Genomic DNA, 23,555 nt, shown 5'->3' with positions numbered 1-23,555 from the left:
TTGCTAAACATGATGATTGAGGAGTTCATGTGAGCATTTTCTGAAACGGGTGAACATGCGACGCCGGCGGGGAGCCGGCCCTTGGTTCTGGGAGGAACTTATGCAGAAAACATCGAAAGCCCTTTTGGGGCTGGCCACGGCATTCGTCATGTCGTCGGCATTGCCCAATCTCGCCAAAGCCGATGAACTGACGCTGTGCTGGGCCGCCTGGGACCCCGCCAATGCGCTCGTCGAGCTGTCGAAGGATTTCACCGCCAAAACCGGCACGCAGATGAAGTTCGAATTCGTTCCGTGGACGAGTTATGCCGACCGCTTCCTCAACGAACTGAACTCCCATGGCAAGCTCTGCGATCTCATCATCGGTGACAGCCAGTGGATCGGCGGATCGGCCGAGAACGGCCACTACGTCAAGCTCAACGACTTCTTCGACAAGGAAGGCATCAAGATGGATGACTTCGTGCCGGCGACGGTCGTCGGCTACTCGGAATGGCCGAAGAACACCCCGAACTACTGGGCACTGCCCGCCATGGGCGACGTCGTCGGTTGGACCTACCGCAAGGACTGGTTCGAGAAGCCGGAACTGCAGAAGGAATTCAAGGCAAAATACGGTTGGGATCTCGCAGCGCCGAAGACCTACGATCAGCTGAAGCAGATCGCCGAATTCTTCCAGAAGCGTGAAATCGACGGCAAGACCGTCTATGGCGCCTCGATTTATACCGAACGCGGCTCCGAAGGCATTACCATGGGCGTGACCAACGTCCTCTATGACTGGGGCTTCCAGTACGACAATCCGAAGAAACCCTATGACATGGAAGGCTTCGTCAACTCGGACGACGCGGTCAAGGGCCTCGAATTCTACAAGTCCCTCTATGATTGCTGCACCCCGCCCGGCAGCTCGAACGTCTACATGGTCGAATCCGCCGATGCCTTCAAATCCGGCCAGGTCGCCATGCAGATGAACTTCGCCTTCACCTGGCCCGGCCTCTATAAGGACGAAAAGGTCGGCGGCGACAGGATCGGCTTCTTCCCAAATCCAGCTGAAAAGGAGCATTTCGCCCAGCTCGGCGGCCAGGGCATCTCGGTGGTCTCCTACTCCGACAAGCGCGACGCCGCCCTGCAGTATATCAAGTGGTTCGCCCAGCCTGATGTGCAGGCCAAATGGTGGGAACTCGGCGGCTTTTCCTGCCTGAACTCCGTCGTCAACGCGCCAAGCTTTGCCAAGAGCCAGCCCTATGCCCAAGCCTTCCTGGACTCGATGGCGATCGTCAAGGACTTCTGGGCTGAGCCGAGCTACGCCTCACTGCTGCAGGCCATGCAGAAACGCGTCCACAACTACGTGGTCGCCGGCAACGGCACCGCCAAGGAAGCGCTGGACGGTCTGGTGAAGGATTGGGGCGACGTCTTCAAGGACGACGGCAAGATCTAGCGCGTGGCATCACTGTTGCGTGTCATCCTCGCCAGGATGGCGGCCCGGATCGGCAGACGAGCCGGGCCGCCAGATCTGCCATATGCCAAAAGACCCCGTACCCCAATAAGACCAGGTGAAAACTTGACTATGTCCCATTCCTCCATCGTCGAGAAGGCAGCCGACGCAACAGCAAGGGCAACGCCGGTCTCGGTCGCCCGGCGCGTCCGCGGGCTCTCCGACAGGGCGATCGCCTGGCTGTTCATTGCACCGGCCATCACCTTGCTGCTGGCGATCAACATCTTCCCGCTGCTTTGGGCGGTCTATCTCTCCTTCACCAATTACCGCGCCAACCGGCCGAATGCGCCGGTCCAGGGCGTCGGCCTTGGAAATTACCAGCGCGTCCTCAACGATCCCGACATCTGGTTTGCGATGCAGACCACCGCGCATTTCGTCTTCTGGACGATCGTGCTGCAGACGGTGATCGGTTTCACGCTGGCCTATCTGATCGACCGCAAGTTTCGCGGCCATGCCTTCTGGACGACGATCATCCTGATTCCGATGATGCTGTCGCCTGCCGTGGTCGGCAATTTCTGGCGCTTTCTCTACGAGCCGCAGATCGGCCTCTTTGCCTATGCCGTGTCGCTGATATCAGGCATTCCGACATCGGAGATCCAGATGCTCGGCAACGTCACTCTGGCGCCCTGGGCGATCATCATCGTCGATACCTGGATGTGGACGCCCTATGTGATGCTGATCTGCCTCGCCGGCCTGCGCTCCATCCCCGATTATATCTATGAGGCGGCCGAGGTCGACCGCGCTTCGCCCTGGCGCCAGTTCTGGTCGATCACCGTGCCGATGGCCCTGCCCTTCATCATGCTCGCCGTGCTCTTCCGCGGCATCGAGAATTTCAAGATGTTCGACATGGTGACGCTGCTCACCGGCGGCGGGCCCGGCTCGGTCACCGAAGTCGCTTCGATCACGCTGAAACGCGCGGCCTTCGAAAGCTGGGCGACCGGCCGGGCCTCGGCCTTCGCCATCATCCTCTTCGTCGCGGTGTTTGGCCTCGCCAACATCTACGTCAAGGCATTGAACAAGGTGAAGCAACGATGAGCGCCGCCAACTCCGCCCATTCGGTCGTCGAACCGAGCCTTTCCAGCAAGCGCATCGCCGGCACCATCGTCGTCCTATACGCGCTGATCACCCTCATCCCACTCGTCTGGATCTTCCTGACCAGCATCAAGTCGCCGCCGGATTCGATCAGCTATCCCCCGAAGATCGTCTTCACGCCGTCGCTCGAAGGCTATTGCAACCTGTTCACGACGCGCACCCGGCAAACGCCTGATTATATCGCCTCGCTGCCGGCGCCGGTCGGAGCCTGCGATGAGGTGACGCGCAAGCGCAACATGGTGATCGCCGGCCCGTCGAACTTCCTGCCGCGCTTCGTCAATTCGCTGGTGATCGCCTTCGGCTCCACTTTCCTGGCGGTCTTCCTCGGCACGCTTGCCGCCTATGGCTTCTCACGCTTCAAGGTGCCGCTCGCCGACGACCTGCTGTTCTTCATCCTGTCGACACGCATGATGCCGCCGATCGCCGTCGCCATCCCGATCTACCTGATGTACCGCGAGCTCGGCCTGTCGGACACGGCGCTCGGCATGATCCTGCTCTACACCGCCGTCAACGTCTCGCTTGCCGTCTGGCTGCTCAAGGGCTTCATCGACGAGATCCCGCGCGAATACGAGGAAGCAGCGATGATCGACGGCTATACCAGGCTGCAGGCCTTCCGAAAGGTCGTGCTGCCGCAGGCGACCACCGGCATTGCCGCGACGGCGATCTTCTGCCTGATCTTCGCCTGGAACGAATATGCCTTCGCCGCCCTTCTGACCTCGGGCGAGGCCCAGACCGCGCCGCCCTTCATCCCGACGATCATCGGCGAAGGCGGACAGGACTGGCCGGCGGTCGCCGCCGGCACGACGATCTTCCTGATCCCCATCCTCGTCTTCACCATTCTTCTGCGCAAGCAGTTGCTGCGCGGCATCACCTTCGGAGCCGTCCGCAAATGAGCCATCTGATCGAGACACGCACTCCCGCCCGTCCGAAGCGACCGTTCTTCCTGCGTCGTGGCCCGATGGAGACCATCGCCACCGTGCTGATCGGGCTCGGTTTCCTGATGCTGTTCCAGCCCTTCCTGCTGGTGCTCTACACCTATTCGCTGGTGACCCTGCTCATAGGCACCGTCATGTTCATCATCGTTTCGAAATTCCCGGAGTGAACCATGGCGGATATCCGGATCGAAAATCTCCGCAAGGAATTCGGCAGTTTCGTCGCCGTTCAGGATTCGAGCTTCACCGTCCATGACGGCGAGTTCCTGGCGCTTCTCGGACCTTCCGGCTGCGGCAAGACGACGACGCTGCGCATGATCGCCGGCCTCGAGCTGCCGTCGAGCGGCAAGATTTATCTCGACGGCGAGGACGTCACCTTCAACCGCGCCAGCGCCCGCGACATCGCCTTCGTCTTCCAGCTCTTCGCGCTCTACCCGCATATGAACGTGCGTAAGAATATCGGCTTCCCGCTGCTGTCGCAGGGCATGGCCAAGGCCGAAATCCGAGCCCGCGCCGAGGAGACGGCGCGCCTGCTGCAGATCGACCATATTCTCGACCGCTCGGTGTCCGGCCTTGCCGGCGGCGACCGCCAGCGCGTGGCGCTCGGCCGCGCCATCGTCCGGCGCCCGAAATGCTTCCTGATGGACGAGCCGCTCGGCACGCTCGATGCCGAATTCCGCGAGGTCATGGTTCATGAGCTGCGCGAACTGCACAATCGCATCCACGCGACCACCGTCTATGTCACCCATGACCAGCACGAAGCAATGGCCATGGCCGACAAGATCGCCGTCATGAACCATGGCGTCATCGAGCAGTTCGGCACGCCGCAGGAGATCTATGCCAAGCCTGCGACCATGTACGTCGCCGATTTCATCGGCTCGCCGCCGATGAACTTCATGCGTTTCACCTCGGGCCTGAAAAGCGGCGACCGCTCCATCCTGCTCGACGGCATCGATGTCGCCGTTCCCGAAATCCACCAGGACATGGCCGAGAGCGAACTGGCGCTCGGCGTCCGGCCGGAGCATATCCGCTTCAGCGATGCCTCGGCGCTCCGCGGCGCCGTCTATGGCAGCGAATATCTCGGCACCAACCAGGTCGTCGCCGTGGAAACCCCGGGCGGCCTGATCAGGGCCCGCGTTCCAGCCAATCGCAGCTTCCGGATCGGCGAGAGGGTCGGCCTGGAATTCAATCCGGCAAAACTCGCACTCTTCGACTGCAGGTCGGGCCGCGCGGTGCCGTCCTCACTCTATCAGGAGACCCGGCATGGCTGATGTCGTCCTCAGGAATCTCGCCAAGCGCTTCGGTGATACCCAGGCTCTGGCCGATCTCGATCTTTCGATCCGCGACGGCGAGTTCGTCGTGCTGCTCGGTCCCACGGGTGCCGGCAAGACCACGACGCTGCGGCTGATCGCCGGCTTGGAAAGACCCGATAGCGGCCGCATCGAGATCGGCGGCCGCAATGTCGCCACTGAGGCCCCCGCCGAACGCGACGTCGCCTTCGTCTTCCAGCAATATTCGCTCTATCCGCATATGACGGTTTACGAGAATCTCGCCTTCCCGCTGAAGGCGCCGGTCCGCAAGCTGAGCGCCGAGGAGATCGATCGGCGCGTGCGCGAGGTCGCGCGCATGGTCCGGATCGACCATAAACTCGAGAACCGCTCGACCAGGCTTTCCGGGGGCGAAATGCAGCGTGTCGCGATCGGCCGGGCGCTGGTGCGCCGGCCGGCCATCTATCTGATGGACGAGCCACTGTCCTCGCTCGACGCCAAGCTGCGCGCCGAACTGCGCCTGGAACTGAAGCGTATCCAGAAGGAACTGGGCTCGACGCTGCTCTACGTCACCCATGACCAGGTGGAAGCCATGACCATGGCCGACCGGATCGGCATCGTCGCCGAGGGACGGCTGATGCAGGTGGGAACCCCGCGCGAGATCTACGGCAATCCCGCCAACCTGCATGTTGCCGCCCGCCTCGGCCAGCCGCATATCAACCTTCTGCCCGCCGACCTGCTGCCGGGCGGCCGTCCGCCGGCCGGCACGCAGACCGTCGGCGCCCGCACCGAACATCTCGATATCATTGTCGGCAAGGATGCCAATGCGGAGATCGACTGGATCGAGCATCTCGGCGACCAGAACCATCTGCATATCAGAGCAGGCAATCACAAGCTCGTCACACTCGCCGATCCATATCTGGCGATCGCGCCGGGCGACCGGATCAGCCTGACGCTGCGCGATCCGCTTTATTTCGATGCCGCTGGACAGCGCCTTTCCTGACCGGCAAACAGACATGACGACGGCATGAAAAACAAACAGACGGGTCTCAATCGATGAAACATTTCTTCAACCGCAGGGAAAACATCGTCACCGAAGCCTTGGACGGTCTGCTTCTGACGAGCAGCAACGGTCGTCTCGCCCGCCTCGACAGCTTTCCCGATATCAAGGTGATCCTGCGTGCGGACTGGGACAAATCGAAGGTGGCGATCATCTCCGGCGGCGGCGCCGGCCATGAGCCCTCCCATGCCGGCTTCGTCGGCAAGGGCATGCTGACGGCAGCCGTCTCCGGCGAGATCTTCGCCTCGCCCAGCGTCGATGCCGTGCTGACGGCGATCCGCGCCGTGGCCGGCCCGAAGGGCGCCCTGCTGATCGTCAAGAACTACACCGGCGACCGCCTGAATTTCGGCCTCGCCGCCGAAAAGGCGCGCGCCGAAGGCTTCGACGTCGAGATGGTCATCGTCGCCGATGATATCGCCATCCCCGGCATCAACCAGCCGCGCGGCGTCGCCGGCACGCTGTTCGTCCACAAGATCGCAGGTTATCACGCCGAAAGGGGCGACGATCTGCAAACGGTCGCGGCCCATGCCGCCGCCGCCGCCGGCGACATTGTCTCGCTCGGCATGTCGCTGTCCACCTGCAGCGTGCCCGGTCAGGCGCATGAGGACCGTCTCGGTGCTGATGAAGGTGAACTCGGCCTCGGCATCCATGGCGAGCCCGGCGTCGAGCGCATCACCCTGCAGCCGGTCGCCGATATCGTCGCCACCATGGTGGCGCGCCTGTCGCCTGCGCTGCGCGAAGGCGCAAGCCATGCCCTCCTCATCAACAATCTCGGCGCCGTGCCGCCGCTCGAAATGACCGTCATTGCCAAAGCAGTACTGTCCTCCAGCCTCGCCGCTCGCATACAACTGATCATCGGCCCGGCGCCGATGATGACCGCACTCAACATGAACGGTTTCTCGCTGTCGCTGATCCGGCTGGATGCCGCGCGCGAGGCGGCGCTGACGGCGGCGGTCGAGCCGCATGCCTGGATGCCGGCCGTCGAGCGCCATGAGATCCGGATCATCGCCGCACCGAGAACATCAGCCGGCTTGAACGGCGCGGCCGTGGCCGGGGAAAACACCCGCAACCGGCGCTTGATCACGGCGCTCTGCGAGCATCTGATCTCGCAGGAAAGCGAGCTCAACCGGCTGGACAGCCGCGTCGGCGACGGCGATACCGGCTCGACGGTGGCCTCGGGCGCCCGCAGTGTGCTTGCCCGCTTGGACATGCTGCCGCTCGACCGACCAGCGGCAACGCTTGCCTGCCTCGGCGATATTCTCGGCACCAGCATGGGCGGGTCGAGCGGCGTGCTGCTGTCGATTTTCTTCACCGCGGCGGCAAAGGCGATGGCCGATAAAGCCGATATATCAGCCGCCCTGCTTGCCGGGCTCGACAGGATGACGTTCTATGGCGGAGCCGGAGTCGGCGACCGGACGATGGTCGATGCGCTGTCGCCGGCGCTGCAGGCGCTCGAATCCGGCGATATCACCGCGGCGGCAAGGGCAGCGGCAGCCGGTGCGGAGTCGACAAAGACGATGTTGAAGGCGAGAGCCGGACGCGCCTCCTATGTCGGCGAAAGAGATCTGGCGGGCGTCGCCGATCCCGGCGCCGTCGCGGTTGCCGGCGCCTTCGGCGTGGCGGCAAGCCTCGCCTGACCAAAGAGACGTTTGAAAGCCCGCGGGAGGCGCGGCGACAGGGAGGATGGCAGTGCAGGCGGAACCGGTGCTTGTGGCGGGATTGATCGAGGTGTGCTGCGCGACGATCGCTGATAATACAGATCACCTCTGCGCGCTCGATCGCGCCATCGGCGATGGCGATCACGGAACCAATATGCGGCGCGGCTGCGAGGCGGTGAGCGCCGAAGGCGAAAGCCTGTCCAGCCTGCCCTTTCCCGAAGCCGTGGAAAAAATCGGACTGACGCTGGTAATGAATGTCGGCGGCGCGGCCGGGCCGCTCTACGGCACGCTGCTGATGGAGATCGGCCGCGAGCTTCGCAAAAGCGAGGAAAAGGCCGATTTTTCGCAGGTGCTGAAACAGGCGATCGACGCCGTCGCCAGACGCGGGCGGGCGCATGCCGGCGACAAGACCCTGCTCGACGTGCTCTATCCCGTGCATGCCGCGCTGGCGAAGCGGTCCCCGCTCGGTGACATCGCCCGCAAAGCCGAGCGCTCCGCCGACAGGACGGCAGCGATGAAGGCGATGCGCGGGCGCGCCGCCTATCTCGGCGACCGTTCGATCGGCCATGTCGACCCCGGCGCGTCGAGCTGCGCGCTGCTGACCACGGCGATCTGCCGCTATCTCGGGGAGCACCGTCAGCAATGAATGGAAAGACCACAAACGTAGGCATCGTGATCGTCTCCCACTCGCCGCTGGTGGCAAGGGGCATCGCCGACATGGTGCGGCAGATGGTCGGCGACTGCGTGCCGCTCGCCTGGTCGGGCGGCAACGTCCACGGCGAGCTCGGCACCGATGCCGGCGGCATCCTCAAGGCGATCGAGGCGGCCTGGTCCGATGCCGGCGTCGCCGTCTTCGTCGATCTCGGCGGCGCCGAGACCAACAGCGAGATGGCGATCGAAATGCTGGGGCTTCCCCGCGCGGCGCTCGTCTCCATCTGCAACGCGCCTTTGGTCGAAGGCGCCGTCATCGCCGCCGCCGAGGCGTCGGGGGGCGCATCGCTCGCCAAGGTCGTCGCCACAGCCGAGGAACTGTCCCCTTGATGACGAGCGGATTGCGTAGTGAAAAGCAGGAGCCCGAGCCATTGCACCTGAACTGCCAGACGGAAGTGGAAGTCAAGCACGGCGTCGGGCTGCATGCCCGTCCCTCCGTCACCTTCACGCGGCTTGCCAAGTCCTTCCCCTGCTCGATCGAGGTCGCCGTCAACGGCAGCGATGTCTGGCTGAACGGCAAGAGCATCATCAAGATCATGGGCGCGAGAATTCGCAAAGGTTCGATCCTCCGGATCCGCGCCGACGGTATCCTCGCCGAAGAGGCGATCCGCGCCCTAAAGGAACTCATCGAGCGCAACTTCGATGAGGAAAAGAAACATGGCCGAACCGCTTAGACTGAAAGCGAAGAGCGCATCCCCGGGCATCGCATCCGGCCCGGCCTTTCTCGCGGAGGAGCCAAAGGCTCCTTCCGCAGAGCGGCCGGACGGCGCACCCGCGCCTCAAATCGCCGGCGGATTCGGCGCACTGGAAAAGGCGATCGATGTCTCGATCGGCGAACTCGAGCGCCTTGCCGAGGGCACTGACGCCGAAAGCCGCGATATCATCGATTTCCAGATCGAGGTGCTGCGTGATCCGACGATTGCGGAAGCGACCGGCGCGCGCATGCAAGCCGATGAGAACGTCGTCTTCGCCTGGGTCGCCACGCTCGACGCCTATATCGGCGAACTCGAAGCGGCCGACGAGGAGCAGATGCGGGCGCGCGCCGTCGACATTCTCGACATCAAGAACCGCGTGCTCGGCGCGCTCGCCGGCACACCGACCCCCGATTTCCCGGCTGGCTCGGTCTTCGTCGGCAAGGACATGGAGCCGAGCCGCTTTCTCGCTCATGATTGGTCGAAGGGCGGCGGCATTGCGCTGTTTGCCGGCAGCGCCGCCGGCCATGTCGCCTTGCTCGCCCGGGCGAAATCGGTGCCGATGGTGGTCGGCACGGGTCGTTTTTCGGCAGAAGATGGAGATCCAATCAGCGTGGATGGCGACGCCGGCGCGGTCATCCTGCAGGCGGGCGGCATGCTGATCCCGACACCGGCACAAGCACCTGCTACCGACACGCAGACCGAAAGCGGCGAACTGCGCTCTGCGGACGGTGTGCCGATCCAGCTGTCCATCAACATCAACGATCCCGCCGAGATCGATGCACTCGATCCGGCAACGGCAGGCGTCGGCCTGATGCGCTCGGAATTTTCAGTTGCCTCGGTCGCCGATGCCGCCAATGAGGAACGCCAGCTGGCGATCTATCGCCAGGTGCTGGAGCGGGCGGGCGATAAGCCGGTGATCATAAGAATGCTCGATATCGGCGGCGACAAGCCGCTCGCCGGCCTCGAAGACCTGCCGGCCCTCGCCTCGGGCCTGCGCGGCATCCGGCTGCTGCTCGCTCAGCCGGAAATCGCTCGCGTGCAGGCCCGCGCCCTGCTGCGCACCGCCGTCTTCGGCAGGCTGTCGGTGATGCTGCCGATGGTGACTTTTCCCGACGAAATCGACAGGATGCGGGACATATTTCGCGAAGAAGCCGAAAGACTCGGCCGCCGTGCCTTGCCCCACCGGATGCCGCCGATCGGCATGATGGTGGAGGTGCCAGCAGCCGCATTGATGCTCGACACCTTCGGCTCGGCAGCATTCTTCTCGTTCGGCACCAACGATCTCACGCAATATCTCGCCGCCTCGACCCGCGACAGCAGCGAAGCCGATACCGGCAAGGCGGCACCCGCCGTGCTCCGGCTGATTGCCCAGGCGGTCAAGCTTGCCGCCGGCAAGCCCGTCAGCATCTGCGGCGACATGGCCGGCGATCCGCACTATCTGCCCGGGCTGCTCGCCGCCGGCCTCCGGCATTTTTCCGTGGCGCCGGCCCGGCGTCCCGCGATAAGATCGGCGATCATCGGCCTCAATGCCGATGGCACAAGGGCAGCCGGAGAATAGGATGGCGCGCGAAGACACCGAAGACGCCATTATCGCCTACAAGTCCATTCTGGCGCAGATCATCGACAACAGGCCATCGGGTACACGCCAGCGCCTGGCGACGGCGCTTGGAAAACATCGAAGCTTCGTCACCCAGATCACCAGCCCGACCTATGCGACGCCGCTGCCGGCGCGCCATCTCGCGACCATCGTTCGCGTCTGCCATTTCAGCGGTGCCGAACAGGAGCGTTTTCTCGAAGCCTATCAGGCCGCCCATCCCGGCAAGCTGCCGGATCTCGGCCATTCCGAGAAATTGCGGCACCTGTCGCTGATGGTGCCAGATTTCGGTGACGACAGGAAAAACCGCCTGCTGGAAGAGGCGATCTCGGATCTGGTGCAGAAAATCGTCGCGATATCGGGTGCGGAATGACGAGTGAGCTGATTGACGTAACGTAATGTCTTTAGCCTTGGGAGAGGCTTGATGAAGAAGTTCATGAACACTGCGAAAACCATGGTCGCCGAAAGCGTCGAAGGCTTCGTGCGCGCCCATGATGCTTTCGTGGTGTTCGGGGCTGAGCGCAAATGTATTCGCCGCCGCCATCTCACGTCAGGCAAGGTGGCGCTGATTTCAGGCGGCGGCGCCGGCCATGAACCGATGCATATCGGCTTTGTCGGCCAGGGCATGCTGGATGCCGCCTGCGTTGGCCATATCTTCACCTCGCCGACGCCGAGCCAGATCATCGCCGCCATCGAAGAGACGGATACCGGCGCCGGCTGCCTGCTCGTGGTCAAGAATTACGACGGCGACCTGATGAATTTCGAAATGGCGATCGAGATGGCCGGCGACCGCCACAGCCTCGATATGGTCGTCGTCAGCGACGATATCGAAACGTCGAGAACAGGCGAGGGCCGCGGCCGGCGTGGCGTCGCCGGCACGCTGATCGTCGAAAAGATCCTGGGTGCTGCGGCCGAACGCGGCATGTCGCTTGCCGCATTGAAGCAGCTTGGCGAGGGACTGAACTCGCGGATCCGCTCGATGGGTGTGGCGCTGAACGGCGTGACGGTGCCGCAGACCGAACGCAGCACGTTTTCGCTCGGATCCGGCGAAATGGAAATGGGCGTCGGCATCCATGGCGAACCCGGCCATGCCAGGCAGTCCTTCGCCGCCGCCGACGCCATCATCGGCCATCTCTGCGAGACCATCGCCGACGATATCACGGTCGCGCCGGGCACCCGAGCCCTGCTCTTCGTCAACGGCCTCGGCGGCACGCCGCCGGCCGAACTCTACCTCGCCTATAACAGTGCTCGCCGTTTCATCGAGGAGAAATCCATGCCGATCGAGCGCTCGCTTGTTGGAACCTATGTCACCTCGCTCGACATGCAGGGACTGTCCGTCACCCTCGCCTTGCTGACCGACGAGGAACTCTCGCTCTGGGACGCGCCGGTGGCAACGGCGGCGCTGCATTGGCCGTAACCGCATCCCTTCAGATGTAAAGTGCCGCCATCTTCCGCCAGGTGCCGGCGCGGTGGGCGCGACCATCCCAGACATGCAGCTGATGACCGATGTTCTTTTCGCCGAGCAGCCGGCTGAGATAGCGGTTGTTGTCGAGGAAAGGATCGGCATCGCCGATGGTGAGAACAATCTCCAGCTGACGCAGCCTGTCGAGCCGCCAGTCACCACCGAGACCAGGCAGGAAATGCGTCGGCGTGTGGAAATAGACGCTGTCGTCGTAATAGCCGTCAAACAGGTCGCCAAAGGATTCCACCTTCATCGTCAAGTCGTAGCGGCCGGAAAAGGCGACGAGCTTGCGGAAGAGATGCGGATGGCGGAAGACGAGGCTCGCCGCCTGGAAGGCGCCGAGGCTGCAGCCGTGCACGATGGTGCAATCATGCGGGTTCTTCGCCGCCATCAGCGGCAGCACCTCGTTGAGGATATATTCTTCGAGGGCGGCATGCCGGCCAATGCGCTCGGCCGGATGGCGGTGGAAGCAGTAGAGGCTCTCGGCCGCCAGGCCCTCGATGCAATAGAGCTGGAGATGGCCGGCCTGCAGCTTGTCGGCAAGACTTCCGACCAGACCGAGCTGTTCATACTCGAAGAACCGCCCCTCCCGCGTCGGAAACACCAAAACCTTGGCGCCGGCATGGCCGAACACCAGCATCTCCATGTCTCGATGCAGCCGCTGACTGTACCAGCGGAGATATTCGCGGTTCATGGCACCCTGAAAAACTGTCCGATCTTGTCGCGGAGAACTGCCTCTTGCTTAGCACTGCCAGGATAGTCGAAGTGCCCGGCGTCCAGGATGAAGATTTCATTAAATTTCGGTATCGCATTTGCGACAGCGAACTGGCAGGGCGGCGCGACCGCCGGATCGAAAAGGGCGACGGCCGTCAGCATCGGCACCTTGATCCGTCTGGCGGCGGTCGCCGCATCGTAGAAGCGCAGCGTCTCGAGCGCATTTCCGTGTTCTGCCTGATATTCCTGCACCGATTGGGCGCTGCCGACAGTTGGAAGCTTCAGCCGTAGTGGCTGGTGCCCGAAGCTCGGCAGTGCCAGATGGCCTCGATCGATGCGCTCATCATAGGCGATCGCCATCGCTCCGACACCGCCGCCGAAGCTGATGCCGCTATAGCCGATATGGCCACAGAGCCAAGGATAGAGCGCCGTAAGCGTCGAGACCGCAAGCCAGATATCCTCGACACAGCCGCCGATAATATAGGAGTCCGGCTTGTCGATATCGTGCAGTACATGCCAGGACGGATTCTGGGAGATTGGCGGATGGGCGCTGAGCGACAGCCCGCGGCAGCAGGGAAAGAGGATCGCCGTTTCCTTGATCGGCAGCTCGAAATCAGGACGATCCCGCCCGCCGTAACCATGCCCGACGACCAGACCGCGCCGCACCTCCCCTTTACGCGGCAGGATGAGCCAGCCGCCGATCCGGAACGCGTCCGTGGAGACATAGACAAGGTCGAGCACGTGCCAGTCGGGATGGCTGATTTCACTCCGGGAAAGCACCGGCTTCGGATCGACCGTCAGCGCCTTGTGATACCGCGCCTCCCAGAAATCGTCGAACCCCTCGGGCGCCTCTGGCGGCTCGACCGCGAGAAACTCTTCGAGCCGCATGCCGTAGGTGGGATCGAAATCAAAGGGGTGTGTCGTTGGAATGCTCATCCGGGCTTTGTCCCGTGAAACGGCGGGCTGCGCAAGCCTGGGATCCACGCCGGCCTCCACCAGACGCGGGCCTGGCTCAGTCCGTATTCTGTCCTGCAGCCTCAAGGATCAGCCTCGTGATCTCGTCGGGATGAGAAATCAGTGAGAGGTGGCTGGCCTTCAGCTCGATCGTCTTTGCGCCCATGCGCTTGGCCATGAAGCGTTCAAGATCGGGATTGATCGTCCGGTCCTCGGTCGAGACGGCATACCAACTCGGCTTGGAATGCCAGGCGGCCTGCGTTGTCTTGCCGGTCAGCAGCTCTTTCTGGAACGGTTGTTGCACGGCATAGAGCACTTTCGCCTTCGCCTCCGGCAGGTCGCCGGCGAAATCACGCAGGAAGGCCTCCTCGCTGAGCCGGCCCTCATCGCCGTCGAAGACGATGCCGGCCGAAGCCGGTGGAGTCGGGAAGGTCTTGGCGAGAGCGGTATAATCCTCGCCCGCATCCGGCGCCCGGGCTGCGACATAAACGAGCGCCGAAACATCAGGGTGAACGCCGGCCTCGGTCACGAGCATGCCGGAAAACGAATGCCCGACCAGAACTGTCGGGCCGTCCTGCCGGTCGGGCACTCGCTTCACGGCAGCGACGGCCTCGGGCAGCGTCGTCAGCGGATTCTGCACAGCGGTGGCATTGAGCCCGGCCGCCTGCAGGCGCGCGATCACCTCGGTCCAGCACGAGCCGTCGGCAAACAGCCCATGCGCCAGCACGACGTTGCGCGCCTTCACCGGAGCGGATGTCGCGGCCATGCCGCGGGTGGCGAGCAGAGAAGTGGCGGCGCCGGCAACAAGGGCGGCCGAGAAAGTCCGTCTGTTCATCATCATGATCTGGTTCCTTGTGGGTCAAGAAATTGAAAGATCGAAAGCATGTCGGCTCAAGCCTGAAGAACCGAAGCCCAGTCGAAATCGGCTGATCTACAATGCGATGTCGGGATGGTTCGCCCAGCCCGGCGCAAGGCGTCAACCTTCGCCCCGTTGCGCTCCCGCATATTCAAACTCGGCATTTGAAGCGGCTTCATCTATGCAGAAACCTGCTTGCTGGAGACTTATGTATTCCCATCCGGTCCATGAAGCCATCCATCCCACCGCACACAATGGCGTCCTTGCCGGCAGGCGTCGCCATGCGCAACCGCATGCCCCTTCCGGCGCACACACTGCGCCAGGGCGAACGGCTGCGCCGATCTCAGGACAAACATGAGGCTATCATGCAGGCGATCGCCGACGGCGAGATGGCATCACGGCGCATGCGCGCCCACATGCTGAACGCCGCCACCTCGCTCAGCCGGTTTATCGAGGCGGGCAAGCTGGTATGAGCTTGACGTCCTACGGCACGAGGCAACGGTATTTATAGGCCATCAAGGTCGTCATCAGCTCGTCGCCGGTGGCCTCGCGTATGCCGGGGTTCTCATCCAGGAATGTACACAACGTATTGCCGATCGCCTCAGCTGTGGTTCCAACCGGGACGCACAGGTTTACGCCGACGGAATTGGCAAAATAAGCCGAGTTCACCATCGCCTTCGGTGCAGGAACGGCTTCGGTGAAGATACGGCGGGCCAGATACTCGTCCCGGCTCCACTTGTCCAACCAACCCGCGACATATCCGACGACAAACTGCCGTGAGCCGCCGCAATCAGAATAAAGGAGATCACCGCTGGCAAATCCGGCGGGAATCTTTGCTGAAACCGTTGCCAAAAGGGTGGCGATAAGAATGCCCGACATCGTATCTCCAAAGCTCGCAATAGCGCAGAGCTTCGATCGGGAAAGTGTCGGAAATTAGCTTCAAACGTGTCATCTTTTATGCTGCATTCAAAAGTAGCAACCAGGGCAGATGGCGCTGGGGAGGTTATCGTGGCTGGGCGCCAAATCCCTCCTCCATCGGACGGAACTCCTGCCCGCTGATCGGCCGATCATTGCCCGGCCCGGAACGGCACCGGAAAGTTAAACTTTGGCAATCATCGCCGTTGTCGGCTCCCTTGCGGTTGCACATGCCGCCGTCGTCGGCTACATCATGCCCTCAATGGTCGGGTCACCCGGCCACGTAAGCGTTAACGTCACTCAACGCGTATGATCGAACGGCTTTGCGGCTTCGATCTGCGCGACTGTGTCCTGCGGATCGAGCTCAAGAAAGCTTCTGAGGACACATGGATAACAATCAACTCAAATATCAGACTTCACCTGCCCCCGGCATCGAACGGGTCCGCCACGACACGCGGCGGCGCACCCTCGCCGTCGACAGCGTCGTCGATGTCACCCCCGGTATGCGTCGCATCACATTGACCGGCGATGATCTTGCCGATTTCATCAGTCTTGCTCCCGACGACCACATCAAGATTTTCGTACCGGCCGCCGATGGCGGCGAAGAACGCCGGGACTACACGCCGCGCCGTTACGACAATACTGAGCGGACACTGACCATCGACTTCGCCTTGCACGAGGCAGGCCCGGTGACCCGATGGGCGATCGACGCACGCGCCGGCGACAGGCTCGAGATCGGTGGACCAAGGGGCTCCGCCGTGGTCTCCAGGACGGTAAAACGATGGCTGCTGATCGGCGACGAAACGGCACTGCCCGCGATCGGCCGCCGGATCGAGGAGAGCGGCGCCGGAACCGTTATCACCGCAGTCGCAGCCGTCACTGACCCGCTGGAAGAACAGGTCTTCGAGACATCAGCCGAACTGCACGTCCGCTGGGCGCATCGGCCTCTCTCGCAGGCAACCGATGCCACTGCCCTGCTGAAGCTCCTGAGCACGGTCGACATCCAGCCGGAGACCTTCATCTGGGTCGCGGCGGAAGCCTCGGTAACACGCGATATCCGCGCCCATCTGCTGGAACGAGGTTGCCCGCTCAGCTGGATCAAGGCATCCGGCTACTGGGTATTCGGCAAGGCCGATACGACCGAGAAATTCGGCTAGGACCAACCCCGCATTCCGGATACCATTTGGTGATGAGTTCTCACTCCCTTCGTTCCGGATTTTATGATCCGGAACGATCCGATGGATGTGAAGAGGTATGAATTGAGCGAAGCCTCGGCAGCCTCTGCCCGAACGCACCGGGTGCCAGCCACCGACTTATTGAAAGAGATCAACCACGCGGCGGGCAGAACCTAATGCAAGCGTCCATCCCAACATGCCGTGACCGGCATTGATGTAAAGACCTTTGATGCGTCGGGAGGCGGCGATAATGGGCTTGGAGGTCGGAGTCATAGGCCGCTCGCCCGACCATCTCATCAGTTCATCCGATCGCTCGAAAAGGTCGGGCAGCACCGCCGACGCGGCCAGCTTGAGCGTGTCGAAACGTCTGGCATCAAAACCGGCCCCGGGACGCTCGATGTCTGCCAGTCCGGCGACACGAAAACGGTCGCCGATGGCAGCAAAGGCAAGCTTTCGCTTGACGTCTGTCAGGCTGATACTGGGTGCAAGGCCAGTTCTTGGAATGGTGAGCGAGTAGCCTCTGACGGGGCGTATGTCCCGGGCCTCAGGCAAATCGGATATGAGGGAACCGATCTGCGGTCCTGCCGCAACGATGGCGGCATCGACGCGAAGCTCGTCGCGGTCCTCGAACCTCAAGCCTGTCAGCACGCCTCCCGTTTGGACGAAGCTCGAGACCCTCCTGCCGAAAAGCGCCGACACCTGCCCGCGCTCGATCATCCAGATGGTGAGCTGGCGGCAAAATCCAGCCGCATCGCCGAGGGCATCACCGGGAGTGTAAACGGCGCCGGCAATCTCTCCCTGATACGCGGCGAGTGCAGGTTCGATGTTTTCCGCCTCCACCCGCGTCAGCAGGCACTGTTCGAAGCCAAGGGCATTCTTGCGCGCCACACTGGAGTCGGCGGCAGCAAAACTTTGCCGATCGGCGTAGAGATGCAGCTTTCCGGCGACACGGTAATCGAATTCGACATCGGTTTCCTTAAGCAGGATGGCGAGTTCGTGACGGGATTGCTCGGCAAGGCGCAGGATGTCCTGCGTATTGGTCCACCAACGCCTGAGCGATGTATTGGCAAGAAATTTCAAACCCCAGCACAGAAAGTCCCGATCGAGTTGCCACTGGATCCGAAAGGCCGGATCGCGGCTCATTGCAATGGCTGGCAGATGCTTCAGCAAGGCTGGCGACGCCATTGCGTCACCGTAGGCCCAGGACAGCTGCGCGGCGTTGCCGGCACTCGCCCCCATGCCCGGCTCGCTTGCCGCATCGATAAGTGTCACATCATGCCCCGCCCGGGCCATCAGATAGGCCGACGATACGCCGATGACGCCGGCGCCGATCACCGCAACGCGCGCCATCTCAAGCCTCATCGCCGACGACGGCTGTCAGCTCGACTTCAACAGGAACCCCGCGCGGCAGGGATGTTACGCCGATCGCGATGCGGGCATGCGCCCATCGATCCGGGAAAAGCGCTCGGAGCAGTTCCGAAGCCCCATCGACGACGGCGCCGTGGCGCTCGAAAGCAGCATCTGCCGCGACATAGCCCGCCAGCCGGACGAAGCCCAGGATGTTGCCGAAGCCGCCAGCAGCCGCCTCCAGCTGCGCAAGCGCATTGAGAAGCGCCCAGCGCGCGCATTCCCGCCCCTCTTCGATGGAGACGTCCGCTCCGAGATGTCCCGTCTGCAGCACGGCGCCATCCTTCAGCGGCACCTGACCGGAAACGGTGATGATATTGTCGGTCCGCACAGCCCCGGAAAACGCGCCTGGCGGCAAGGATGCTTCCGGCAGAGCAAGCTCGAGCTGTGCCAGCCGTTCGCGCACGCGATTGCTTCCAACCGATGAAACATTGCGCGCCTTGCGGGCTGCCGCTTCTGCGCTGCGGCCGACGAAGGCTCTCATGATATTCCTGTCGAGTTCAGTCAGCCGGTATTCTGGGTGCCATTGAATGCCCAGACAAAAGCCGTCCGTTTCTCCTTCGAACGCTTCGATGGTGCCGTCCGGCGCCCGCGCAGCGACACGGAAGCGTCCGTCGCCGGCCAAAGCATGGCGGTGCAGGCTATTGACGCGCGCTGGACCTTTCCCGACCCAATTGGTGAGCACGCTGTCCGGCTCGACCGTGATCTCGTGCGCCAACACATCGGGAATCCCTTGCGGGATGTGGGATATGGCGGCGGCCGGCAGCTCGGTGCGAAATTTGCCTCCAAGGCATTCCCCGATCAGTTGCATGCCGTGGCAGATGCCGAGAAGCGGCTTGCCCGTTTTCAAGGCTTGCTCGACCAGCTGAATTTCGAACTGTCTGCGCGCGCCTGTCACCTCAGTCCCCGGCCGCGCACCGGTAAGGACGATTCCATCCGCAAGAGCCAACGCCGATGCCAGGTTCTCGAAGTTATAAGGCAGGATCAACGGAATTCCCCCCGCCTCGGCTATGGCGTCCGCATAGTTGGCGCGCACCACATACTCCGTCTCGGTCGGAACACCAGGCGCCTCGCTGACATCGGGCGTCATGAGGATCACCGGCCAACGAGGTTCATGCGATTGCGTTGCATGCCGACGGGCGTTGCCAGTGGCAACGGTCGTTTCAATGGTCATGGTCTTGGCCTTGTGATGACGAGTTAGCGGGCGGCCGGAAGGGCTAGCCGGCGCGAGAGGACCGAGAAAGGCCAGGCTATCGCGAAATAGCAGAGGCCGACGGCAATGTAGATCTGCAAGGGCAGGAAATACTCCGTCGCCATCGACCGCCCGGTGAGGACCAGTTCGTTGACGGTAATCAGCGAAGCGAGCGAAGAATCCTTGAGCAGCGAGACGAAGGTGATGATCATCGGCGCCAGAATGACACGCGCGACCTGCGGCAGGATGATCAGGACGAAGCTCTGGGCCGGGGTGAAGCCAGCAGCCAGCGCTGCCTCGCTCTGCCCGGCCGGTATAGCCTTCAGGCCGGCGCGGAAAAGCTCTGCGACCTGGGCCGCGAAACACAATGCCAGGCCCGCAATCGCCGCGCCGAAAGCATCGAAGACGATCCCGATACCCGGCAAACCGAAATAAAGCAGAAACAAAACCGCCAGCAGCGGCACGCCACGCACGATCGTCACATAAAGGACCGCGAAATACCTCAGCGCTGCAAAACTGGATTTCTGGCAGAGCGACAGCAGCAAACCAAAAACGAATGCCAGGGCAAAGGCACAAACGGAAAGCAAGGCCGTATTCACCATCGCCCGCAACAGCAGAGGCAGCCATTCGACACCATAATCACCATAGGGCGCGAAGAAGACGCTCATCCTTTCAATCTCCCGTAACGTCTTTCGAGGAACCGCGTTGCCTGCATCAGTGGCAAGCTCAGCAACAGGTAGAGTGCCGCCGCCGTCGCGTAGATCATTGTTGTCTGGAAGGACGACGTCACCATGGAACGGGCAAAGAACATGATTTCCGGCGCCGCGATGGCCGAGACGACGGACGTATCCTTGAGAAGCTGCACCGCGTAGTTCCCGAGCGCTGGAAGCGCTATCCGCATGGCCTGCGGCGTCAGGATCTCAAAGATCGTCTGGAGCGGGGTCAACCCTGCGGCAAGCGCCGCCTCCGCCTGCCCGCCCGGCAACGCAGCGAAACCGGCGCGAAAGATTGCGCAGGTAATCGCCGCTCCGATGAGCCCGAGGCCCAGGACGGCCGCCGTGATCGACGTCAATTTCACGCCGATGCTGGCAAGCCCGAAATAGAGGATGAACAGATGCGTCAAGGCCGGCACATTGCAGAGGATCTCGCAGCAGGCATCGATCGCCAGATTGATAAGCTTGATCCCGGCAAATTGCCTGAGCAGGGCGAGAAAAAACCCGAAGGCGGTTGCGAGCGCCAGTGAGGCGATCGTGACGAAAGCGGTTACGCCAAGCCCGGCAACGAGCCCTTCGACGACCGAGAAGAATATGGAAAATCCGGTCATGGCGCGCCTAATGCCGGATCTTGTTGAGAAACGCTTGCGTGCGCGCTTCGCGGGGAGCGGTGATGACCTGGCGTGCCGGCCCGGCTTCGACGATGGTGCCGCCGTCAAGAAACAGGACGCGATCGGCAATGTCGCGCGCAAACGCGATCTCGTGCGTGACGATCAGCATCGTGCGCCCCTCGGCCGCCAGTTCCTCCATTACTTTCAGAACCTCCTGGACCAGTTCGGGATCGAGTGCGGATGTCGGCTCGTCGAACAGCATCAGCTTCGGCTTCTGAGCAAGCGCCCGCGCGATCGCGACACGCTGCTGCTGGCCGCCGGACAGTTCGAGCGGTGAGGCGTCGGCGCGGTGTGTCATATGGACTTTGGCCAACATCTCCAAAGCCAGTTCGCGTGCCTCGGCAGCAGGCAGACCGCGCACCTTGCGCGCTGCGATCGCCACGTTTTCAATCACCGACAGATGCGGCCAGAGATTGAAGAGCTGGAAGACCATGCCCATCTCGGCGCGCTGCGGTGCCAGTTGCCGATCACTCATGACATGGCCGTTGCGCACACCGATCCGCTCGCCATCGAGGCGGATCTCGCCGGCACTGGGCTTTTCCACAAAATTCATGCAGCGCAGACAGGTGGATTTTCCGGAACCGGACGGACCGATCAGGGCAATCTTCTCACCTGGCGCGACATCGAAATCGATGCCTTTGAGAACTTCGATAGGACCATAGCTCTTGCGCAGGCCTGCAACGCTGAGAAGCGCATTCATCGCCGTTTCCTTATGCGATCATATCGACAGCGCCGCGCGTCTTTTCAGACACGCCAAGGACGCTGTAGCACTTTGAATTGCTGCATAATTTTCTCCTGAAATCGATTCCGATTTCAGGAATTATTCAGTAGGCGGAGAGGGACGAAAGCCGCCGATTGCAGCTTCCGTCCGCACGGCCGTTCAGCCGCCAGCTGCGCAGGACGGCAGCTTGTAATCTGCGGGGCGATCGACGCCGGCGCGGAAGTTTTGGCCCACAGGCTTGAACCAGACATCCGACGACAATCCGTAGCGGGCGCCGATTTCCTTCATCTCGCAGGTCTTCCACATGTCGGCGATGATGGCGTCCATCTTCTGGCGCAGATCGTCGTTCTTCTGATTGAGGCCATAGACGACCTGACCGAGACCGGTCAGCAGCGGGAAATCCGGACTGTTATCGGTGAAGGCAAGGAAGTGCATATTCCAATCAGGGTTCTGCTTGATGGCGTAGGAGATCACCGGCGGATCGCCGATGACAGCGTCGATGCGCCCGGCGATAAGATCGCGGACGGCCGCATCGGAAGTGTCGTAGAGCGAGAGCTGGAGATCTTTGATGCTCTTCAATTCCGGAATGAACGAAAAGCCGGTGATCGTGCCGATCTTCTTGCCTTCCAGATCGGAAAGCTTGTCCCAGCTGGTCTTCGTCGATTGCATGATGCCGTTCTTGAAGTAGTGGATCGGTTCGGACAGGGTCATGATCTTCGTACGCTTTTCAGTCCAGCCCATGGTGCCGAGCATGACGTCGACCCGGCCTGACTGAACCGACGCGATCGTACCCGACCATTCCATGAGCGCAGGCTGGATCTTGAGGCCGAGCTTGTCGGCAATGCGTTGCATGATTTCACCGTCATAGCCGACCAGCTTCCCGTCCTGCCAGCCGGAGCCGGGCATGTCGCCGGTAAAGGCAACCGTCAGCTTACCCTGCTCGGCAAGCTCGAAAGCACTGGCGATAGATGAAAGGGACATGAAGCTCCCTGCCAGCAGAGCGCACGTCACCATCCTTCTCGAAAGAGAAAGTGCCATTGTTCTGATCCTTGATTTGTTGGTTCCCCTGTCCGGTGGTTTCAGTTCCCCGGATGTCGCGTTCGACGAGAGCAAACTTGACACCGAAGGTCGCCCTTGAATTTTACAAATCGGACATTTTCTTTGAAAAAAGGACATGACTTCTCTATCATTGCCATGCGCCATGATCACATCCGAGAAACCTTCCGAAGTATCAGCCAACGAGCCGGACTATGTGCGCTGGCTCGACGATCTTTGGGCCGAGCGGCTTCTGGCCGCACGCGACCGAAAGGCCGATCTTTCCATCGGCATTCTCCTCTGGCCGACCTTCCCGATGATGTCGCTGACGGGTATCGTCGAGCCTCTGAGGCATGCGGCGGACTTTGCCGACAATTCCCGTCCATTACATTGTCGCTGGTCGATCATGGGGGCTCCGGGCCATGCAGCGGTGGCCAGCTGCGGCATCCGGGTTCACGCCGACGCGCCCTACATCAACCCGACCGACTTCGACTACGTCGTGGTCATCGGCGGCCTGCTGCCACATCTGCGCGCCGCACCCGGCAAGCATCGCGACTATCTCAGGGTGGCGGCATCGGCGGGTGTGCCGGTAATTGGTGTTTGCACGGGCGCCTTCGTATTGGCTCAGGAGGGACTGCTTACCGGACGCAAGGCGTGCGTCCACCCCTTTCACGCAGAGGATTTCCGGACTGCCTTCCCGCGTCTTGCCTTCTCCACGCGCGACGACTTCCTGATCGAAAACGGCCGCATTACCGTGCCTGGCGGCGTATCGATCCTGTCGCTGATGACGGAGCTGATCCGAACGCATTGCGGACCGGATCGGGCGGCCAAGGCCGTGCACCAGCTTTCGCTCACCGAGCAGAAGCACATGAGCGCCTTCGATCACGGCCGCGCCTCAACATTTCGCCGCACAGAAGATTCGCGCATACAGCGAGCCGTCGTTCTCATCGAGAGTCGGAAAGGCCGCGACGTCTCACCGGAACAGGTGGCCTCTCTCGTCGGTCTGTCACCACGCCAATTCGCGCGTCTCTTCCAGGACAATATCGGCATGGCCCCGAAGCGCTTTATCGTCGAGACGAGATTGCGCTATGGCCGTTTTCTGGTCGAAAATAGCACGCTTCCGATGACTGCCATCGCCTTTGAAATCGGATTCTCCGACTCCGCCCATTTCGCGACCGCTTTTCGCAAGAAGTATGGGAAGCCTCCCAGGAGTTTCCGCTGATCTTTGTCGAGTGACCACAAGCGGC

General features: G+C 62.1%; 26 protein-coding genes and 1 pseudogene. 17 read left to right on the top strand and 10 right to left on the bottom strand.

Annotated features, from left to right (window positions below; genetic code table 11):
• Positions 1 to 100: 100 nt before the first annotated feature.
• The 13 genes from FHT75_RS04740 to FHT75_RS04680 all read left to right on the top strand — a co-directional run bounded on the left by FHT75_RS04740 (position 101) and on the right by FHT75_RS04680 (position 11,910).
• A complete protein-coding gene (locus FHT75_RS04740; RefSeq protein WP_063475100.1) occupies positions 101 to 1,426 on the top strand; it encodes an ABC transporter substrate-binding protein in 1,326 nt (441 codons plus the stop codon).
• A gap of 123 nt (positions 1,427 to 1,549) precedes the next feature.
• Positions 1,550 to 2,518: a carbohydrate ABC transporter permease gene (locus tag FHT75_RS04735; protein ID WP_174824444.1), complete on the top strand. Its 969-nt coding sequence runs from the start codon at positions 1,550 to 1,552 to the stop codon at positions 2,516 to 2,518.
• The gene (locus FHT75_RS04730; RefSeq protein ID WP_028757828.1) at positions 2,515 to 3,468 is read left to right on the top strand and encodes a carbohydrate ABC transporter permease; all 954 of its coding nucleotides are present in this window, start codon (positions 2,515 to 2,517) and stop codon (positions 3,466 to 3,468) included. Before FHT75_RS04735 ends, FHT75_RS04730 begins: the two co-directional genes overlap by 4 nt.
• Complete coding sequence (locus FHT75_RS04725; protein ID WP_063475102.1) at positions 3,465 to 3,677, top strand: hypothetical protein; 213 nt, start codon at positions 3,465 to 3,467, stop codon at positions 3,675 to 3,677. Before FHT75_RS04730 ends, FHT75_RS04725 begins: the two co-directional genes overlap by 4 nt.
• A 3-nt stretch (positions 3,678 to 3,680) precedes the next feature.
• On the top strand, positions 3,681 to 4,778 hold the full coding sequence (locus FHT75_RS04720) for an ABC transporter ATP-binding protein (protein ID WP_063475103.1): 1,098 nt from the start codon (positions 3,681 to 3,683) through the stop codon (positions 4,776 to 4,778).
• A complete protein-coding gene (locus FHT75_RS04715; protein ID WP_063475104.1) occupies positions 4,771 to 5,778 on the top strand; it encodes an ABC transporter ATP-binding protein in 1,008 nt (335 codons plus the stop codon). Before FHT75_RS04720 ends, FHT75_RS04715 begins: the two co-directional genes overlap by 8 nt.
• A gap of 53 nt (positions 5,779 to 5,831) precedes the next feature.
• Positions 5,832 to 7,472, top strand: coding sequence for a dihydroxyacetone kinase subunit DhaK (locus FHT75_RS04710; RefSeq protein WP_063475105.1), 1,641 nt, complete (start codon positions 5,832 to 5,834; stop codon positions 7,470 to 7,472).
• A gap of 46 nt (positions 7,473 to 7,518) precedes the next feature.
• Positions 7,519 to 8,139, top strand: coding sequence for a dihydroxyacetone kinase subunit DhaL (gene dhaL, locus FHT75_RS04705; protein ID WP_063475106.1), 621 nt, complete (start codon positions 7,519 to 7,521; stop codon positions 8,137 to 8,139).
• Positions 8,136 to 8,534, top strand: coding sequence for a dihydroxyacetone kinase phosphoryl donor subunit DhaM (gene dhaM / locus FHT75_RS04700; protein ID WP_047610384.1), 399 nt, complete (start codon positions 8,136 to 8,138; stop codon positions 8,532 to 8,534). Before dhaL ends, dhaM begins: the two co-directional genes overlap by 4 nt.
• Positions 8,534 to 8,878: an HPr family phosphocarrier protein gene (locus FHT75_RS04695; protein WP_028757822.1), complete on the top strand. Its 345-nt coding sequence runs from the start codon at positions 8,534 to 8,536 to the stop codon at positions 8,876 to 8,878. The genes dhaM and FHT75_RS04695 overlap by 1 nt, the downstream gene beginning before the upstream one ends.
• Positions 8,862 to 10,457, top strand: a complete 1,596-nt coding sequence (locus FHT75_RS04690; RefSeq protein ID WP_063475107.1) for a putative PEP-binding protein — start codon at positions 8,862 to 8,864, stop codon at positions 10,455 to 10,457. Before FHT75_RS04695 ends, FHT75_RS04690 begins: the two co-directional genes overlap by 17 nt.
• Before the next feature lies 1 nt (position 10,458).
• Complete coding sequence (locus tag FHT75_RS04685) at positions 10,459 to 10,866, top strand: hypothetical protein (protein ID WP_028757820.1); 408 nt, start codon at positions 10,459 to 10,461, stop codon at positions 10,864 to 10,866.
• Between the two features lie 51 nt (positions 10,867 to 10,917).
• Positions 10,918 to 11,910: a dihydroxyacetone kinase subunit DhaK gene (locus tag FHT75_RS04680; protein WP_063475108.1), complete on the top strand. Its 993-nt coding sequence runs from the start codon at positions 10,918 to 10,920 to the stop codon at positions 11,908 to 11,910.
• 10 nt (positions 11,911 to 11,920) lie between these two features.
• Here FHT75_RS04680 and FHT75_RS04675 read toward each other — a convergent pair whose 3' ends face one another.
• The 3 genes from FHT75_RS04675 to FHT75_RS04665 form a co-directional block, all read right to left on the bottom strand.
• Complete coding sequence (locus FHT75_RS04675; protein WP_063475109.1) at positions 11,921 to 12,649, bottom strand: esterase family protein; 729 nt, start codon at positions 12,647 to 12,649, stop codon at positions 11,921 to 11,923.
• Positions 12,646 to 13,605, bottom strand: coding sequence for an acetylxylan esterase (locus tag FHT75_RS04670; protein ID WP_063475212.1), 960 nt, complete (start codon positions 13,603 to 13,605; stop codon positions 12,646 to 12,648). The genes FHT75_RS04675 and FHT75_RS04670 overlap by 4 nt, the downstream gene beginning before the upstream one ends.
• Before the next feature lie 76 nt (positions 13,606 to 13,681).
• On the bottom strand, positions 13,682 to 14,464 hold the full coding sequence (locus FHT75_RS04665) for an alpha/beta fold hydrolase (RefSeq protein ID WP_183844921.1): 783 nt from the start codon (positions 14,462 to 14,464) through the stop codon (positions 13,682 to 13,684).
• Between the two features lie 226 nt (positions 14,465 to 14,690).
• On the opposite strand from FHT75_RS04665, the pseudogene FHT75_RS04660 reads away from it, so the two are divergent.
• Positions 14,691 to 14,952: pseudogene (locus tag FHT75_RS04660) on the top strand (FCD domain-containing protein); the annotation flags it as partial.
• 10 nt (positions 14,953 to 14,962) lie between these two features.
• Here the strand turns inward: FHT75_RS04660 and FHT75_RS04655 are convergent.
• Positions 14,963 to 15,358, bottom strand: a complete 396-nt coding sequence (locus FHT75_RS04655; RefSeq protein ID WP_063475111.1) for a hypothetical protein — start codon at positions 15,356 to 15,358, stop codon at positions 14,963 to 14,965.
• A gap of 422 nt (positions 15,359 to 15,780) precedes the next feature.
• On the opposite strand from FHT75_RS04655, the gene FHT75_RS04650 reads away from it, so the two are divergent.
• Entirely contained in the window at positions 15,781 to 16,551 is a 771-nt protein-coding gene (locus FHT75_RS04650; protein WP_097594257.1) for a siderophore-interacting protein, read from the top strand.
• A gap of 156 nt (positions 16,552 to 16,707) precedes the next feature.
• On the opposite strand, the gene FHT75_RS04645 is transcribed toward FHT75_RS04650, so the two are convergent.
• The 6 genes from FHT75_RS04645 to FHT75_RS04620 all read right to left on the bottom strand — a co-directional run bounded on the left by FHT75_RS04645 (position 16,708) and on the right by FHT75_RS04620 (position 22,311).
• The gene (locus FHT75_RS04645; RefSeq protein WP_063475112.1) at positions 16,708 to 17,919 is read right to left on the bottom strand and encodes an FAD-dependent oxidoreductase; all 1,212 of its coding nucleotides are present in this window, start codon (positions 17,917 to 17,919) and stop codon (positions 16,708 to 16,710) included.
• Between the two features lies 1 nt (position 17,920).
• Positions 17,921 to 19,150 (bottom strand): Atu1372/SO_1960 family protein, encoded by a 1,230-nt coding sequence (locus FHT75_RS04640; RefSeq protein WP_063475113.1) that lies wholly within the window; start codon positions 19,148 to 19,150, stop codon positions 17,921 to 17,923.
• A gap of 23 nt (positions 19,151 to 19,173) precedes the next feature.
• Positions 19,174 to 19,836 carry an amino acid ABC transporter permease gene (locus FHT75_RS04635; RefSeq protein WP_063475114.1) on the bottom strand — a complete coding sequence of 221 codons (663 nt, stop codon included), beginning with the start codon at positions 19,834 to 19,836 and terminating at the stop codon, positions 19,174 to 19,176.
• Positions 19,833 to 20,492 (bottom strand): amino acid ABC transporter permease, encoded by a 660-nt coding sequence (locus FHT75_RS04630; RefSeq protein WP_063475115.1) that lies wholly within the window; start codon positions 20,490 to 20,492, stop codon positions 19,833 to 19,835. The genes FHT75_RS04635 and FHT75_RS04630 overlap by 4 nt, the downstream gene beginning before the upstream one ends.
• A gap of 7 nt (positions 20,493 to 20,499) precedes the next feature.
• Positions 20,500 to 21,252: an amino acid ABC transporter ATP-binding protein gene (locus tag FHT75_RS04625; protein ID WP_183844920.1), complete on the bottom strand. Its 753-nt coding sequence runs from the start codon at positions 21,250 to 21,252 to the stop codon at positions 20,500 to 20,502.
• 180 nt (positions 21,253 to 21,432) lie between these two features.
• A complete protein-coding gene (locus FHT75_RS04620; RefSeq protein ID WP_028757808.1) occupies positions 21,433 to 22,311 on the bottom strand; it encodes an ABC transporter substrate-binding protein in 879 nt (292 codons plus the stop codon).
• On the opposite strand from FHT75_RS04620, the gene FHT75_RS04615 reads away from it, so the two are divergent.
• Positions 22,253 to 22,411, top strand: a complete 159-nt coding sequence (locus FHT75_RS04615) for a hypothetical protein (RefSeq protein WP_176707367.1) — start codon at positions 22,253 to 22,255, stop codon at positions 22,409 to 22,411. The two genes, FHT75_RS04620 and FHT75_RS04615, sit on opposite strands and share 59 nt — an antisense overlap.
• A 63-nt stretch (positions 22,412 to 22,474) precedes the next feature.
• Positions 22,475 to 23,530, top strand: coding sequence for a GlxA family transcriptional regulator (locus FHT75_RS04610; protein ID WP_063475117.1), 1,056 nt, complete (start codon positions 22,475 to 22,477; stop codon positions 23,528 to 23,530).
• Positions 23,531 to 23,555: the final 25 nt, after the last annotated feature.

This window comes from Rhizobium sp. BK112 (genome assembly GCF_014193215.1).
Taxonomy (GTDB): Bacteria; Pseudomonadota; Alphaproteobacteria; order Rhizobiales; family Rhizobiaceae; genus Rhizobium; species Rhizobium anhuiense.
This window is presented reverse-complemented; position numbering and strand designations above follow the sequence as displayed.

What these genes read in the sequence shown, in the direction of transcription:
- FHT75_RS04740 (WP_063475100.1), top strand. Translation starts at nt 101, where the DNA reads ATGCAGAAAACATCGAAAGCCCTTTTGGGGCTGGCCACGGCATTCGTC.
- FHT75_RS04730 (WP_028757828.1), top strand. Translation starts at nt 2,515, where the DNA reads ATGAGCGCCGCCAACTCCGCCCATTCGGTCGTCGAACCGAGCCTTTCC.
- FHT75_RS04725 (WP_063475102.1), top strand. Translation starts at nt 3,465, where the DNA reads ATGAGCCATCTGATCGAGACACGCACTCCCGCCCGTCCGAAGCGACCG.
- FHT75_RS04720 (WP_063475103.1), top strand. Translation starts at nt 3,681, where the DNA reads ATGGCGGATATCCGGATCGAAAATCTCCGCAAGGAATTCGGCAGTTTC.
- FHT75_RS04715 (WP_063475104.1), top strand. Translation starts at nt 4,771, where the DNA reads ATGGCTGATGTCGTCCTCAGGAATCTCGCCAAGCGCTTCGGTGATACC.
- FHT75_RS04710 (WP_063475105.1), top strand. Translation starts at nt 5,832, where the DNA reads ATGAAACATTTCTTCAACCGCAGGGAAAACATCGTCACCGAAGCCTTG.
- dhaL (WP_063475106.1), top strand. Translation starts at nt 7,519, where the DNA reads ATGGCAGTGCAGGCGGAACCGGTGCTTGTGGCGGGATTGATCGAGGTG.
- dhaM (WP_047610384.1), top strand. Translation starts at nt 8,136, where the DNA reads ATGAATGGAAAGACCACAAACGTAGGCATCGTGATCGTCTCCCACTCG.
- FHT75_RS04695 (WP_028757822.1), top strand. Translation starts at nt 8,534, where the DNA reads ATGACGAGCGGATTGCGTAGTGAAAAGCAGGAGCCCGAGCCATTGCAC.
- FHT75_RS04690 (WP_063475107.1), top strand. Translation starts at nt 8,862, where the DNA reads ATGGCCGAACCGCTTAGACTGAAAGCGAAGAGCGCATCCCCGGGCATC.
- FHT75_RS04685 (WP_028757820.1), top strand. Translation starts at nt 10,459, where the DNA reads ATGGCGCGCGAAGACACCGAAGACGCCATTATCGCCTACAAGTCCATT.
- FHT75_RS04680 (WP_063475108.1), top strand. Translation starts at nt 10,918, where the DNA reads ATGAAGAAGTTCATGAACACTGCGAAAACCATGGTCGCCGAAAGCGTC.
- FHT75_RS04675 (WP_063475109.1), bottom strand. Translation starts at nt 12,649, where the DNA reads ATGAACCGCGAATATCTCCGCTGGTACAGTCAGCGGCTGCATCGAGAC.
- FHT75_RS04670 (WP_063475212.1), bottom strand. Translation starts at nt 13,605, where the DNA reads ATGAGCATTCCAACGACACACCCCTTTGATTTCGATCCCACCTACGGC.
- FHT75_RS04665 (WP_183844921.1), bottom strand. Translation starts at nt 14,464, where the DNA reads ATGATGATGAACAGACGGACTTTCTCGGCCGCCCTTGTTGCCGGCGCC.
- FHT75_RS04655 (WP_063475111.1), bottom strand. Translation starts at nt 15,358, where the DNA reads ATGTCGGGCATTCTTATCGCCACCCTTTTGGCAACGGTTTCAGCAAAG.
- FHT75_RS04650 (WP_097594257.1), top strand. Translation starts at nt 15,781, where the DNA reads ATGGATAACAATCAACTCAAATATCAGACTTCACCTGCCCCCGGCATC.
- FHT75_RS04645 (WP_063475112.1), bottom strand. Translation starts at nt 17,919, where the DNA reads ATGGCGCGCGTTGCGGTGATCGGCGCCGGCGTCATCGGCGTATCGTCG.
- FHT75_RS04640 (WP_063475113.1), bottom strand. Translation starts at nt 19,150, where the DNA reads ATGACCATTGAAACGACCGTTGCCACTGGCAACGCCCGTCGGCATGCA.
- FHT75_RS04635 (WP_063475114.1), bottom strand. Translation starts at nt 19,836, where the DNA reads ATGAGCGTCTTCTTCGCGCCCTATGGTGATTATGGTGTCGAATGGCTG.
- FHT75_RS04630 (WP_063475115.1), bottom strand. Translation starts at nt 20,492, where the DNA reads ATGACCGGATTTTCCATATTCTTCTCGGTCGTCGAAGGGCTCGTTGCC.
- FHT75_RS04625 (WP_183844920.1), bottom strand. Translation starts at nt 21,252, where the DNA reads ATGAATGCGCTTCTCAGCGTTGCAGGCCTGCGCAAGAGCTATGGTCCT.
- FHT75_RS04615 (WP_176707367.1), top strand. Translation starts at nt 22,253, where the DNA reads ATGAAGCTCCCTGCCAGCAGAGCGCACGTCACCATCCTTCTCGAAAGA.
- FHT75_RS04620 (WP_028757808.1), bottom strand. Translation starts at nt 22,311, where the DNA reads ATGGCACTTTCTCTTTCGAGAAGGATGGTGACGTGCGCTCTGCTGGCA.
- FHT75_RS04610 (WP_063475117.1), top strand. Translation starts at nt 22,475, where the DNA reads ATGATCACATCCGAGAAACCTTCCGAAGTATCAGCCAACGAGCCGGAC.